Genomic DNA, 16,183 nt, shown 5'->3' on the forward strand with positions numbered 1-16,183 from the left:
GTAAACTTCAGCCTGGCCGTTCTTGTTGTGCGCTTAATTAGATTCACCTGATCAGCCGGAATATTCCAGACATAATCGGGGCTGATGAGGGTGGAGGTATCGGGTTTGAATTCTTTCCCGCTGTCGCGTGCCCAACAGGCTCTCTGGCTGGCGCAGCAGCTCAATCCGCTAACGCCATTTGTTGTGGCCCAATATGTGGAACTTCGCGGCTTCATCGACGTCGCAGCGTTGATCGAAGCTACGGATCGTGGGTCTCGCGAGATTGAATCTGCGTGGGTGCGGCTGATCGAAACTGACGCTGCGCCACAACAAGTCGTTGATCATTCAATTTCAGACTCCCTGAACTACGTGGACCTACGAGGGTGCGGCAACCCGACCGAAGAGGCGCGTCAGTGGATGGCTCAGCGATATTCGCGCCCGATAGATGTGTCGATCGATCGCCTCATTTTCGCGAGCTTGCTGCACATATCAGAGAATCATTACTTCTGGTATTCGCATGCCCACCATTTAGTGCTCGACGGACATGGCGCAATGACGCTGATGAATCGGGTTGCAGATCGTTACACGCATTTGGTGAAAAACACTGAGGTGCCGCCACTGCGCGCACTCGGTTTACATGAGTTGTACCAGTTGGACGCGTCATATCGTACTTCTTCCCGGTTTGAAACGGACCGGAATTATTGGGCTGAACTTGTTGACGGAATGCCAGAACCTGTGCGGTTGACGGAACGTCGCGCAGCACCGTCAATGCCGCAGCGGATGCTCACTCGCACCATGGATGCAGATCTCGCGAAGCGAATCACCAAAGTTGCGAAACTGTGGGACACCAGCGAGGTTCCGGTTATCGCCGGTGCCTACGCCGTGTACCTGGCCCGCATGGCCGGAGTTACCGAAGTTGCTCTGAGTCTTCCTATTTCAGGGCGGACGACAGCCGCGATGAGACGCTCCGGTGGAATGCTCGCCAACATCGTTCCGATGCGCGTGTCGGTGGATCCGCAATTGTCAGCGGCCCAACTGGTGAATCAGCTCTCCACACAGTTGACCGGCGCCCTGCGCCATCAGAGATTCCGCTACGAGGACATGGCTGGCCCGGACAGCCGCGGCGGAACCCGTGATTCGGCTGGACCCGCGGTCAATATTATGATGTTCCACAACACCATTCGCCTCGGCGACGTTGTGGGAGAATTCCACGTTCTCACGTCCGGCCCTGTCGACGACCTGTTCTTCAGTATCTACCCAGCTGTAGCCGGCGCCGATATTCGTTTGGGATTCGAGGCCAACCCGGGCGTCTACAGCGAGCAAGACCTCGAGCTTCACCACCAGCAGTTTGTGCGGGTCCTGGCCGAGCTTGTCGATGCGCCAGCAGATCTTCCAGTGGGCAGCCTTGGTGTACTGACCGTTGACGATTACGCGATGTTGGTGCCCAGTAGGGGATTGCCGGCCATCGCTCCCCAAACGCTCGACGTAGTTCTGTCCGAAGGATCCGGCGGTGCCGCAACACCGGCTGTCCGCGCGGGCGGCACAACGATCACCTATGGCGAGCTGCACTCCCGGTCGGCCTTTCTGTGCAACAAGCTGATTGACCACAGGATGGGTGCTGGTGACGTGGTGGCGATCATCGCCGCGCGTTCGGCAGAGTCGGTGGTGGCCCTCCACGCGGTCATTCGATCAGGCGCCGCCTTCATGTTTATCGACCCGGATTACCCGATCGACCGTATCGAATTCATGCTGGCGGATGCGGGAGTAGGCGTCGTGCTTGCGCCGCGATCGTGGTCTGCGCCCACAGGTATCACGCTGGTGGACATCAACGCCGGCCACTACGACGATGCCGATCAAGACGAAACACGTGCTATTCGCGCTGCGGCAATTGATGACGTCGCCTATATCGTCTACACATCGGGCTCCACCGGGGAGCCGAAAGGTGTTGCTGTCACGCACCGTGCCGCGACTTCGCTGCTGCGTGCCCACTCGAGGACCCTTGTTGTCGACGCGTCGTCCCGAGTTGCTCACTTCGTTTCACCGGCTTTCGACGTTGCGGTGCTGGAACTCCTTCTTGCACACGGAACCGGCGCGACCGCGGTAGTGGTGCCGCCCGGCTTGATCGGCGGTGCTGATCTGGCCGACTACCTACGCGCAGAACGCGTGACGCACTTCTTGTCCACGCCTGCGGTGGCGTCGTCGATGGATCCGAGCGGCCTGCCGGACCTGCGCATGCTCAACGTCGGGGGCGAGTCGCCCTCGCCGGCACTGATCGAGCGGTGGTCGCCGTACGTCGGTGTCGTCAACTCGTACGGTCCCACCGAGGCGAGCGTGACCGCGTTCATGAGCGATCCGCTGGACTCGGCGCAGCGGCCGCCGATCGGACGGCCCATCGACGGTGTATCTGCCGTTGTGCTCGATGCTCGGTTGCAGCCGAGCGCTATTGGTGCAACCGGCGAACTGTATGTGATGGGCACCGGGCTGGCACGCGGATACGTGGGCCGGGCGGGCCTCACGGCTGAGAAGTTTGTTGCGGCGCCGTACGGAGACCCGTCGAGTCGCATGTACCGAACCGGCGACCTGGTGCGCTGGACGGCAGAGCGTCAGCTCGAATTTGTCGGGCGCGCAGACCATCAGGTCAAGATTCGTGGTGTCCGGGTTGAACTCGGTGAGGTGGAAGCGGCACTGACTTCGGTTTCGGGCGTGGCGTCGGCGCTGGCCGTTGCCCGCGACGGTGAAATCGCTGCGTACGTTGTACTCACGGCCGATGAGGGGCCTGAGTCCGCCGACGCGTCGATTGTCTCCGAAACATCCTTTGCGGCTGAGCATCTCGCGAAGGTATTGCCCGCAGCGATGATGCCGTCCTCGGTCACCGTTGTGTCTTCGTGGCCGACCACCACAAATGGCAAGATAGATCGTGACGCGCTACCGACTCCGCACCGTGAAGTGGACGTCGCGCTGCAGCCTGTCGATCACCACGAAGCCCTTGTTGCCACGGTGATGGCAGATGTACTCGGGGTTGCATCCCTGAGCGCGGATGCTGATTTCTTTGCCGCAGGCGGGAATTCGCTGGCCGCGGTGTACGTCGCGAACAGGCTGTCCGAGGCGCTTCGGACGCGCGTCGGCGTCCGCGACGTATTCGAGGCCTCGACACCGACGGCGCTTGCGCAGCACCTCCGTCGATCGGCTGCAGGATCGGCGTTGCCGGAACCTGTGGCGATCGACGCTGATGTCGTGGTGGAACCGTCACTGGCGCAACAACGTATCTGGCTGCTCGCACGCCTCGCCCCGGAATCTTCCGCCTACAACATCTCTTTCGAGGTGACACTCGGCGGAGTGCTCTACATCGATGCGCTCGAACAGGCGTTTACCGACATCCAACATCGGCATCGCGTCTTGCGGACGGTGTATCCCATCGGAACTGCAGGCACTGCGGTGCAAGTCCTGTCGGACTCGACGACAAGCCTGCTGCAGGTTGGCCCAGACGAGTACGCCGGCGCAGCCGCAGATGCAGCCAGGCGCGGGTTCGACGTCACAGCCGAGCTGCCACTGCGCCTGGTGCTGGCGTCGTTCGGCGAACACGACCACCGCCTGACCGTCGTTGCTCATCACATAGCCGTGGACGGACTCTCATTCGGTGCGGTGGTAGGTGACCTAGTTCGTGCGTATGACGATCGCGTTCGCGGCGAAAGCCCGAACTGGCCGGCGCAGCCGCTGGATTACCGCGACTATTCGGTGTGGCAACGAGCAGCACTCGGTGACCGCGACCAGCCGGGAAGTCTTGCTCATGACCAACTTGCGTTTTGGGAGAACACGCTTCGGGCGCTGCCGACACACCTGGCTCTTCCCACCGACCGGCGACGGGTGATCGGGACGGAACCACCCGCGGCCACTATCGCTTTCGACATATCGGCCGATCTTCATGCGCAGCTGACAGCGATTGCTCGCGAGCACAACGCCACTACGTTCATGGCGCTGCACGCAGCGCTCGCAGTACTGCTCCACAAGATCACCGGCGCAGAAGATTTTGCAATCGGGACTCCCACGTCGGGACGCGCACACCCGGCCTTCGATTCCACAGTGGGCATGTTTGCCGGCACTGTAGCGCTGCGGACGGCGACCAAGCCGGGGGACACGTTTGCGGCGTTCCTCGAACAAGTTCGGGATGTCGACCTCGCTGCGATGTCACACGCGGATGTGCCGTTCGATTGGGTGGTCGATCGAGTTGCACCCAACCGCGGCCAGAATCGGAATCCATTGTTCCGGGTGGTTCTCGCTCTCGATGCGTTTGGCACCGAGGCCGATATGGCGCTTGGCTCGGCGACGGCACACGGTGTGGGGCGCACTCCCGATCACGCTCGATTCGACATCGAAATGGCCGTCCGTGAAGGACGTCTTCCCGACGGCTCGTCCGGAGGAATCGCTGGGTCACTCACCTATGCCGCCGATGTGTTCGATGCGGAGACCGTGTCGAGATGGATGGACCGGCTGCTGCGAGTCTGCGAAGCCGTCACGGCTGATCCAGATATCACGCTTCGAGCTGTCGACGTCCTGAGTAGCAGTGAACACGATGCGCTGACGCCAGTTGTACGGGAACCTGCCGGTTCGGCAGACTCGTTGGTAGAACTGTTTCTGGCACAGGTGGTTACACACGGCGACGCCGTTGCAGTTGGCGTCGGCGACAATCACCTCACGTACGCCGAGCTGGAACATCGGTCTGTGGTGCTCGCCGGCGCTTTGATCGAGCGTGGCGTTCGGGTGGGTGACCGCGTGGCCGTTGCGCTATCGCGTTCGCCGGAATTTGTGATTGCGGTGCTGGCGGTAATTCGCTCCGGCGGTGTGTACGTTCCGCTCGACCTCGACTATCCCGACGCACGCCTCGAGTATCTGCTCGGCGACTCCGCCCCAACACACGTGCTCTGCGCCGAATCTGCGGTGCCCCGCTTGACGAACTTCGGCCGCGATCTGATCGACGTTGCGGCAGTGGGCGATCCCGACTTGGCCAGACGCCGCGCTGTGGTAGCTGCGCAAGACGCGTATCTGATCTACACCTCCGGCTCCACCGGCGCCCCCAAAGGTGTTGTCGTGTCACATGCCAACGTCATTGCGTTGCTGGCGGCGACCGAGAAGATTTTTGATGTCAGCGCAGGCGACGTGTGGACGATGTTCCACTCCGGCGCTTTCGACTTCTCGGTCTGGGAGATGTGGGGTGCGTTGACAACGGGTGGGCGGCTGGTTCCCGTCGACGCCTATGTCGCCCGGTCTACCCCGCAGTTTGCACAGTTGCTGGTGGACGAAGGCGTCACCGTTCTCAATCAGACACCGTCGGCGTTTCAGGCACTCGCCGCGATCACGCAGTCCACCGAACTGCCGGTACGACTGTTGATCTTCGGGGGAGAAGCCCTGGATGTGGGCTCGGTTCGCGGCTGGCTCGACAGTCATCGAGAGATCCGCGCCGTGAACATGTTCGGAATCACCGAAACCACCGTGCACGTCACGGCATTCGATCTTTCCGGTGCCGCCGACGATGATTCCGTCATCGGCACGGCGATTCCCGGACTTCGTACGTATGTATTGGACAGTTCGTTGCGGCCCGTGCCGGAAGGTACGGTCGGCGAACTGTATGTTGCCGGCCCGCAGGTCTCTTCCGGGTACTTCGGTAAGCCGTCGCTGAGTGCAACCAGGTTTGTTCCCGAACCCGCAGTTGCCGGATCGGTGATGTATCGCAGTGGGGACAGGGTTCGGATGTACCGGGGCGCGCTGCGCTACATCGGTCGTTCCGACAGCCAGGTGGAGCTGCGCGGCTACCGCATCGAACCCGGTGAGATCGAAGCGGCGCTCTTGCGTCGACCCGAGATCAGCGCGGCCGCAGTAGTTCTACGTGATCTGCCGACCGGACCGGCGCTGGTTGCTTACATCGCGCCGGACATCGAGGATACGGACGCCGTTGTAGCGGATCTGCGCAACCAGTTACCCGCTCACCTGGTACCCGCCCTGATCGTGCCGTTGCCCGCTCTGCCGATCACGCCGCACGGCAAACTCGACCGAGCGGGATTGCCCGAGCCTGCGTCGAGTCGAGCCCACGGGCGGCCCCCACGCGACCCGATGGAAGAAACCGTCGCAGCAGTGTTCGGTGAACTCCTGCACCTCGAAACTGTCGACGTCACAAGGAGTTTCTTCGACCAGGGCGGGAACTCTCTGATCGCGACGCGTCTGTCCACCCGGCTGAGCGCGGTGTTCGACACCGACATCGATGTGCGCGAGGTATTCGAGCGGCCCACCGTCAGCGAATTGGCCGCCGGGATCAGCGCCAGGATCGGCAGTGGCCGCCGACGCATCGCACTCGAACCGGCCGGCAGTGACGCAGAACTGATCCTCTCGCCGGCTCAGCACCGAATGTGGATTCTCAACCAGTTCGACACCACCGCAGCCGGATACAACATTCCCGTGATTCTGCGACTCGACGGAAACGTCGACGCCAAGACGCTGCGTAAAGCCGCCGTGGACGTCGTCGAGCGGCACGAAACGCTCCGAACTGTCTACCCGGTGGGAGTCGACGGTGTGCGTCAGGTGGTGCTCGAGGCCGAACTGGTCACTCCTGCACTCGAACCCGTGACTGTCAACTCTGAATCGGTCATGGACCGGGTTGCCGAGCTGGTGGGAACAAGCTTCGATGTCACGGTTGATCCACCGGTTCGCGGCGAACTGTTCCGCGTCGACGAGCGCTCTCATGTTCTGGCATTGGTAATCCACCACATTGCGGCCGACGCGTGGTCGATGGACGCCTTGATTCGAGACACCGTCACCGCGTACACCGCTCACTCGAATGCTGTCTCGCCGTCCTGGGCGCCGTTGCCGATTCGATACACTGATTACAGTGTGTGGCAGCATGATTCAGGCGTTCTGGATCATGTCGCTGCGTACTGGTTGGAGAACCTGGCCGGTTTGCCGGATCAGGTGACGTTGCCGTTGGATCATCCGCGGCCGCTGACGCCGTCTGGCCTGGGCAGGTTCCATCAGGTCGAACTCGGTGATTCCTTGCGTGGGCTGCTCGACACCCTGGCACGATCACACAACGCCACCACGTTCATGGTGATGCACGCCGCGCTGGCCGCCCTCGTGTCGCGGTACAGCGACAGTGCCGACGTGCCGATCGGGACAGTGGTGGCCGGCCGCTCCGATCCCAAGCTGGACGATCTGGTGGGAATGTTTGCAGGCACCTTGGTTCTGCGAACCACGGTCGATCGAACCGCGTCCTTCGCGGAGCTGCTCGGCCACGTCCACCAGCAGGACCTGGCCGCATATACCCACGCGGACATGCCCTTCGAGAGGTTGGTCGAACAGCTGAATCCGGCCAGGTCGCCGTCGCACCACCCGCTGTTCCAGATCGCGCTGTCCTTCCAGGCGCCGCGGCCGACCAGCTGGGAACTGCCGGGCCTGACTCTTATCCCGATGGTCGCAGAGTTCGAACACGCCAACTTCGATCTTCAGCTCAACATCACGGACGCTGCCGACAATCATCCGATGCGCCTTGAATTTGCCTACAACGCAGATCTATTCGACGCCGACACGGTCACCCGCTTCGCGGAACGGTACGTGCGCTTGCTCGAGCAGGTATCCGCTGATCCGTCGGTGATCCTCGGACGGATCGACCTTCTGGACTCCGGTGAGCGCGACGCGTTGGTTCCGGCCAGAGGAATCGGGACCAGCGCGACAACCACATTGGCGTCGATGCTCACCCGAAGTGTGCGCGCCGAACCGGACGCGGTTGCGGTAACCGGTAACGGCGAGGCCTTGACCTATCGCGAACTCGGCCGCCGCTCCGACGTTGTCGCGGCAGACTTGCGCGCCGGCGGTGCCGGTCCCGAACGCGTGATCCCGTGGACAGCGGATCGCACTGTCGATTCCATCGTCCGGTTGTGGGCCATCGCCAAGACCGGCGCGGCGCCCGCCTTGATCGACCCCGCTCAACCGGCGTCGCGCACCCTTGATGCGCTGAGCGCGGTGCTGTCCCCAGATCTTGGTGCCGCAGCCACGGACACGATCCCCGCAGCCTGCGCCGCCTACGTAGTGTTCACCTCGGGTACTTCGGGCGTTCCCAAAGCCGTGGTGGTCACTCATGAGGGGCTGGGAGCACTCGACGCCGATCTGACCGTTCGCTACCGCACCGGCGTTGGCTCGCGCGTACTTCACCGCGGCGCACCGGGATTCGACATGACGCTCCTGGAAGTTCTGCTCGCCGGCTCCAGCGGCGCAACACTGGTACTGGCGTCGGAAGCCGAGTTTGCCGGCCCCGCGCTCACCGAACTGCTTCGCCGCGAACAGATCACGCACTTATGCATCACACCGACGGTGATGGCAACGGTCGAGGACAACGATCTGCCTGACCTCGAGATGGTGATGCTCGGTGGTGAGCGTCTGACCGCCGATATCATCGAACGATGGTCGCCGGGACGACGCGTGGTGAACGGCTACGGCCCGGCCGAGGCAACCATGTACACCGTTGCGTCAGAACCGCTTATCGCAAACGGCCGCGACATCCCCATCGGGTATCCGGTATCCGGAGTCGACGCCGTTGTGCTCGACAACTTCCTCGAACCGGTTCCACCCGGCGTTGCGGGCGAGCTCTACCTTGCGGGCGCTGCCCTTGCGCGTGGATACGCCGGCCACCCGGAATGGACGGCCGAACGCTTTGTTGCCACCGCAGGCGGCGCCAGGATGTACCGCACCGGCGATCTGGTGATGTGGAAGAACACGAGCAACGGCTACCGACTGCACTACCTCGGCCGCAACGACGCACAGTTGAAAGTCAACGGTGTGCGGATCGAGCCCGCCGAGATCGAAGCGGCCATCGCAGCGATCACGGAAGTCGACTTCTGCGCAACGGTTCTCCACACCAGCGCTGCCGACACTGCGATGCTGGTGACGTATGTGCGACCGAAACGTGGTGCGCACCTCGATGGTGACGACCTGCGCCGCAGGCTTGCCGATGCGCTGCCGTCGTACATGGTCCCCGGTACCGTCGTGGTCTTCGACAGCGATCCGCCGGTGGTGAACGGCAAGCTCGACGTGCGCGCGTTGCCGGCGCCCCACATATCCGCCTTGCCCTTCGAGCCCCCGCGCACCGCCACCGAGCGCGCCGTAGCCGACGTCTTCGCGAGTGTGCTCGGAACCGACCACATCGGCCGCGGCACACACTTTTTCGACCATGGTGGAAACTCACTGCTCGCTACCCGGGTGACGTCGCAGGTGGGGAACACCCTGGCACGGAATATCTCGCTGCGACTGCTGTTTGCACATCCGACCGTCGCGGAACTCGCTGCGGCGCTGGAGCAGGAGCCGGTTTCAGAGCGTGGTGCGGCGGACATTGTTGCCGGTTCCCGTCCGGCAGAGATTCCACTCTCACGCAATCAGCAACGTATGTGGGTGCTCAACACCCTCGACGTCACCAGCAGTGCCTACAACCTGCCGGTTGCGGTTGACCTGCGCGGTGAGTTTGACGGTGCGGCGCTGCAACTCGCCCTCGGTGATGTGCTGACGCGGCACGAGATTCTGCGAACCCTCTATCCGCAGCGGCCACCAGTACAGCAGATTCTGCGTGATGCGGAAATGAAGCTCGAAGTCCGTTCCGCCACCGAAGACTCGTTGGACGCTGAGCTGTATGCCTTTGCATCCCAAGGTTTTGACGTGAGCACTCAGCTCCCGATTCGGGCCGCACTGCTTACGCTCGCGTCCGATCATCACGTGCTCGCGGTGAACGTGCACCACATTGCCGCAGACGGTGGCTCTCTGGTTCCGATCGTTCACGACGTGCTTGGTGCCTATTCGGCTCGCCGCGCAGGTTCTGCTCCGCAGTGGCAGCCGCTACCGGTTCAGTACGCGGATTACGCAGTGTGGGAACAGGATTCAGATACAGAATCGGCATCGTATTGGCAGTCTGAACTTGTCGACATCACCTCGGTGACACCGCTGACGCCGGATCGCCGTCCCGTGTCGACGACGTGGACTGCGGAGCGTGTGGCGTTCTCGCTGGACGCTCACACCACGTCGGCGATCGCGGAATTGGCGGGCCGGGCCCAGGCAACACCCTTCATGGTTTTTCACGCCACACTGGCGGCAGTTCTCTCGAGGATGAGCGGTAGCTCGGAGGTGGTGATCGCGACCGCAGTAGACGGACGCCCATCATTTGCCTTGGACGGCCTGATCGGAATGTTTGTCGATACGGTCCCGCTACGGGCCCGGATCAAGCGCGACACGACGATGCTGCAGCTCGTGGAACAGGTTCGTGAGCACGATCTGGAGGCCTTCGAGCACAGCGATGTTCCGGTCGAAGCTTTGACCTCGATGCTCGGTGGTCGGATGCCGCAGGTTGCGTTGGCACTGCAGAACTTCGCCATTCCGGATGTCGACATCGCCGGTCTGACAGTCAGCGCTACCGAAATCGACACAGGTGCCGCCAAGTTCGAGATGCAGGTATCGCTGACCGAACGACCGGACGGCCACACGGACGGTCTGGTTGTGTACGCGCGGGAGTTCTTCGACGCCGCGACTGCGCAATCGGTGGCCGATCTGTTTGTGGACGTCGTGCAGCACGCGGTGGCCGACCCCTCGCTTGTGGTGGCGGAAGCATCAACGAAATCGGCCCCAAGTTGGGTAGCGACACCCGTTGATTCGTCCCGGACCCTGAGCGAGATCTTCACCAGAACCGCAACAACGTTTCCCGACAACATTGCGCTGCACGACGGCACCGAGATGCTCACGTATCGAGAACTCGACGACGCGTCGAACGAATTGGCACAGGAGCTGGTGGCAGCCGGTGCCGGACCGGGCGCGGTGCTCGAGATCAAGGCAGTGCGGTCGATCGACTACGTCATCCGTCTGTGGGCGATAACCAAGACCGGTGCGGCTTTTGCGCCGATCGACCCGGATTTCCCCGAAGATCGTCTGCGTCAGTTGCGGTCGGTGCTGCAGCCCGTCAGCCCTGTTCCCGGCACGCAAAATCCGGACGCCGCGGCGTATGTCATCCATACCTCCGGATCGACCGGCAACCCCAAAGCCGTTGCGGTGACTCATCGCGGCCTTGGCCCACTTACGGACGAAGCTGTGAAGCGCTACCGCGTCATACCGGATTCTGTGGTCCTACACGGCTACAACCCCAGCTTCGATGCCGCGGTGCTCGAGATGCTGCTTGCCTTCGGCAGCGGAGCATCATTGGTTGTAGCGCCGCCCGGCGTTTACGGTGGCCGAGACCTCGAAAAGTTCGTGGCAGAGCACCGCATCACGCACCTACTGTCCACCCCGGGTGTGCTCGACACGATGAACCCGGCGTCACTGCCGTTGCTCGAGGTGGTTGCCGTGGGCGGCGATGTTCTCTCGCCCGCGACCGCGTACGCCTGGAGTGCCGGCGCGCGGATGCTCAATGCGTACGGCCCCACGGAATCCAGCGTCGTGGCCACTCTGGCGGATGTCGACACGGACTCCGGAATTGGTGAACCCATCACGGGTACCGGAGCCGAAGTGCTCGATGGTGCGCTGCGCCCCGTCCCGTTGGGCGGGGTGGGGGAGCTGTACGTGAACGGTCCAGGTTTGGCGATGGGTTATCTCGGCGATCCCGCCGCAACCGCTAGTGCCTTTGTGGCGGCGCCGGGCGGGCAGCGACGCTACCGCACGGGCGACCTGGTGCACCGAACAGCGAGCGGCGCATTGGGATTTGTCGGCCGGTCTGACCGCCAGGTCAAAGTGCGCGGTGTGCGCATCGAACTGGCCGAGATCGAAACTGCGGCGCGGTTGCTGCCCGGAGTGAGTGCTGCGTCCGTGCTCCTGGTCGGCGATGTGATCACCGCATTCGTCGTGAGTGAGGGAACCAGCGAAGACACGCTCCGAAATGAACTGGCGACGCAGCTGCCCGGGTACCTCGTGCCCGGCCGCATCGTCATGCTCGACGCGTTGCCTCTCACCCGCAACGGCAAGGTGGATGTGAGCGCACTGCATGCGCGCCTCGGAGAAAACACTCCCCACACCTGGCCGCTCACTACCACAGAGGAATTGGTGACGGCAGTGATGTCGCACCACGCGGGCGGCGCCCTGGGCGTGCTCCACAACTTCTTCGAATCCGGTGGAGATTCATTGTCCGCCACAGTGGTCGCGGGTCGGCTGGCCTCGGTATTCGGCCGCGACGTAACTGTTGGCGCCGTCTTCGAGAATCCGTCGCCGCGGGCGTTGGCTCGCTGGATCGATGCGGCCGAAGACGTTGTTGCCCGGCCACCGCTCACCCGCCGGGCAGCCGAAAGCCGCGTGCCGTTGGCTCCGGCGCAGCAGCGTATGTGGTTGAGCTCGCAGCTCGGTCCGGCGTCGTCGGCATACAACTTGGTATTTGCGGTCACGATCGGACCGGATGTCGAGGTAGGCGCTCTGGCCGCAGCGATATCGGATGTGGTTGCCAGGCACAGTATTTTGCGCACCGTCTTTCCCGCTGATTCCGCTGGGCCACACCAAGTAGTCGCAGATCCCGCGGCAGTTGATCTCGACCCCGTTCTGGTCGACGATCTGTACGAGGGCGCAGCGCTTTGTGCGGCCGCACCTTTCCAGCTGGAACACCAACCGCCGATGCGCGTGCAGTTGACGGTTGACGGCTCCGGCGCCCGGGCATTGGTTGTCGTGGTGCACCACATTGCCCTCGACGGTGGTTCGACGGGCATCGTGCTCGCGGATTTCACCGTTGCACTGACTGCGAGAAGTGCGGGGCATCAACCGGATTGGCGACCGCTGCCCGTTGACTACCAGGACTACAGCGTCTGGATGCGAAACGTGCTCGGCGACAAGAACGATCCGACCACACTGGCTTCCCGCCAATTGGACTACTGGGCAACCGTTCTCCGCGGCGTCGACGGAGTCATGGCGCTGCCGACAGATCACCCTCGCCCCGCTGCTCCCACGCAACGCGGTTCCGTCGTGTCCGCCGAGGTTGACGGCGACCTGTACGCGGGGCTGACAGCTCTGGCTCACACGCGGGGAGTGACCGTCTTCATGCTCCTGCACAGTGTGATTGCGGTGCTGCTCGCCCGTGAAAGTGCAACCGACGACGTGGTTGTCGGCACCGCGGTCAGCCTGCGCAATGATCCGGACCTGGAGTCGATGGTCGGAATGACGGTGGGCACAGTCGCGCTACGGACAACGATCCGTCCGCGCGAGCCGTTCGCCGACATCCTCGACCAGGTACGACGCGTCGACCTCGGGGCAATGGACAACGCCGACGTGTCCTTCGACGACGTGGTTGCCCGAATCGCGCCGCCGCGCAAGGCAAACGAACACCCGCTCTTCACTGTGATGCTGGCGTATCAACGGGCACTCGATCTGCCGAGTGTGCCTGGAATCGAGCCGCTCCGGCTGGCCGGGGAAGCCCCCGTTGCGGCCGATTACGACCTGACCTGGGATCTGACGGACACCGGCGTCGGCGTGCGTCTGCGATTGCTGTATACCACCGACCTGTTCGAGCAGTCCACAGCAGAACTGTTTGCCACGAGGTTCGTTCGGATTCTGAGCGAAGTGGTGGCCGATCCGCACAGTGTTGTCGGCGACATCGACGTACTCGGTGACCGAGCGAACCCGGCACTGCGTAGTCGCGGAGATGTCGCGCCGCTCACTCTGGCCGCACTCCTCGGCAATGTGCTCGCAGATACTCCCGAGGCCATCGCACTCGAGGCCGGCGATATGGCCTGGAGTTACCACGAACTCTTCGACCAATCAACATATTGGGCACAGGAACTGGTGGATCGGGGAATCGGGCCCGACGACGTGGTTGCTGTTGCAACCGGACGCGGACATCTGTGGGTAGTTGCACTCTGGGCGGTGACGCGGTCCGGCGCCGCCTGGGTGTCCGTGGACCCGGACCAGCCCCGTCAGCGACTCGAAGCGATGATTGCCGACAGCGGGGCGAGCCTCGGACTGTGTGTGGCGGGCACACACTCCCTGCCCTCGGCGCCGACGTGGATTGCGATGTCCGATCGCACTGCAACAACGTCGCTGACCGGCGCGCGCGCAGCTCACCCGGACAACCTCGCCTACGTCATCTACACCTCTGGATCGACTGGAACACCCAAAGGCGTTGCGGTGTCTCATCGCGGCCTGGCAAATGTGTGTGCCACCCACCTCGAAATGTTCGAGACGGGCACCGCCATGCGCGTCCTGCAGCTGGCATCACCTACCTTCGATGCCTCGGTCCTCGAATTCATGATCGCGCCGGCCGCGCTCGGAACACTGGTTCTGGCACCGGAATATGTCTTCGCGGGTGCCGAACTCGCCGAGTTCATCCGCTCACACGAGATCACGCATCTCATCGCAACACCCACCGTTCTCTCGACACTCGACCCGAACGAGATCTCACCGCTGACAGTGGAGTCGGCGGGAGAGATGCTGAGCGCCGATCTGGCGGTACGGTGGTCCCGGCGGCATCGGATCTTCAACGGCTACGGGCCGAGTGAAACCACCATTGCGGCGGCAACGTCGACGCAGATATCCGGCGGCGACACAGCAATCGGCGACCCGGTGCACGGAGCGTCGACACTGGTGCTCGACTCCCGGCTGCATCCCGTTCCCGACGGCGTTACCGGCGAGCTCTACATCGCCGGCCACAACCTTGCCCGCGGATACATCCACGCACCCGCGCGGACAGCCCTGCGGTTTGTTGCCGACCCGAACCGTCCCGGTGCCCGGATGTACCGCACCGGAGACCTCGTTCGACGGCGGCGAAACGACGGTGCCCTCGAATTTGTGAGCCGCAACGACGACCAGGTGAAGATCCGTGGCATCCGCGTCGAACCTGCCGAGGTCGACGCCGTATTGCGCCGGCATCCTGCTGTGACGTTTGCGGTAACCGTTGTGGCGGCTGGGGATCTCGCGTCGTTTGTGACGCTCGATGATGCATCGGCAGATTCGAGTAGCCTGCGGAAGTTTGCGTCGGCAAGCCTGCCGAGTCACCTCGTACCCGCAACAGTCACGGTGATCGACGCAGTTCCGGTGTTGCCGTCCGGAAAGACCGACAAGATGGCTTTGCCGGCGCCGGAGCGTCTCAGCGTAGGTGTGATCGAGCCACCCGAATCGGAACTGGAAGAGTGCATCGCACAAGCGTTTGCGCACACCACATCCGCTCACACGGTTGGCCGGTTCGACAATTTCTTCGAACTCGGCGGCACGTCCATGGGTGCGGTAGACGTCGCGTCGACGCTACGCACGCGGCTCGATCGTGATGTGCAGGTTCAGTGGATCTTCACCGATCCGACGGTGGCCGAACTCGCCGAACGTATCGAGGCCGGCGGCAAGACCGATCCGATGGACACCGTTGTCCTGCTCGGGGGCGATCCACTCGATCAGCGTCCGCCACTCTTCTGCGTGCACCCCGTGAGCGGATTGGCGTGGTGCTACGCCGGTGTGGCGCAGCACCTGGGTGGCCGCCGGGTCTACGGAGTGCAGGCAACGGGCGCGGGTGAGCTGCCCGGAACCCTCAGCGCGCTCGCCGAACGGTATGTGGACGCGGTGCGGGTTGTTCAACCGCAGGGCCCGTACCACCTACTCGGCTGGTCGCTCGGTGGAACTGTGGCGCAGGAGATGGCGGTGGCGCTCGAGGATTCCGGTGCGAGGGTCGGATCGGTTGTCATGCTCGATACGTTGCCGCCGGAGAGAATACCGGCGATTCAAGCCGCTCCCACTGCTGGCGAGCTATTTGCCGAACTCGGTCTGACCGAGCTGGAAGCGCCGCGCGCCGATCTGACCTTTGCGCAGGCAGCCGACGAAATCCGCACCAGAGCTCATCTGGATTTTGTGACCGCTGAACTACTCGAAGCGGCTTCGGAGCGCGTGGAGAAACTGGCCAGAATGGCGAGCGACCACGAGCCGAGGAGCTACCGCGGCATTGTGGATTTTGTTGTTGCGCAGAGAGATGTTCATCGTCATCGCGATGTGGTCGAGCGGTGGTCGGATCGGGTTGCGATTATTCGCGAACATTCGGTCGATGCCACGCACGCCGAGATGGTGGCGCCATCGATTCTCTCCCAGATCTTTGACCTGGTGCGGTATGGAGAGGATTCTGATGTGACGTAGCAAGCAGTGGCTAAGGATTTGCTGTTCAATTGAATGTCAGGTATGTGGCAAATGTCGCGAGTTCTGACGTGACGCTTGTGATCATCGCTCCAACGCGCAGCTCAGTGCG

Annotated in this window: 1 protein-coding gene; it reads left to right on the plus strand. The window is 62.9% G+C overall.

What is annotated here, in order from left to right; all coding sequences use genetic code 11:
- Positions 1-84 precede the first annotated feature (84 nt).
- On the plus strand, positions 85-16,074 hold the full coding sequence (locus ACFRFQ_RS01810; protein ID WP_378652375.1) for an amino acid adenylation domain-containing protein: 15,990 nt from the start codon (positions 85-87) through the stop codon (positions 16,072-16,074).
- Positions 16,075-16,183: the final 109 nt, after the last annotated feature.

Source organism: Rhodococcus sp. NPDC056743 (assembly GCF_042790355.1).
Classification (GTDB): Bacteria; Actinomycetota; Actinomycetes; order Mycobacteriales; family Mycobacteriaceae; genus Rhodococcus_F.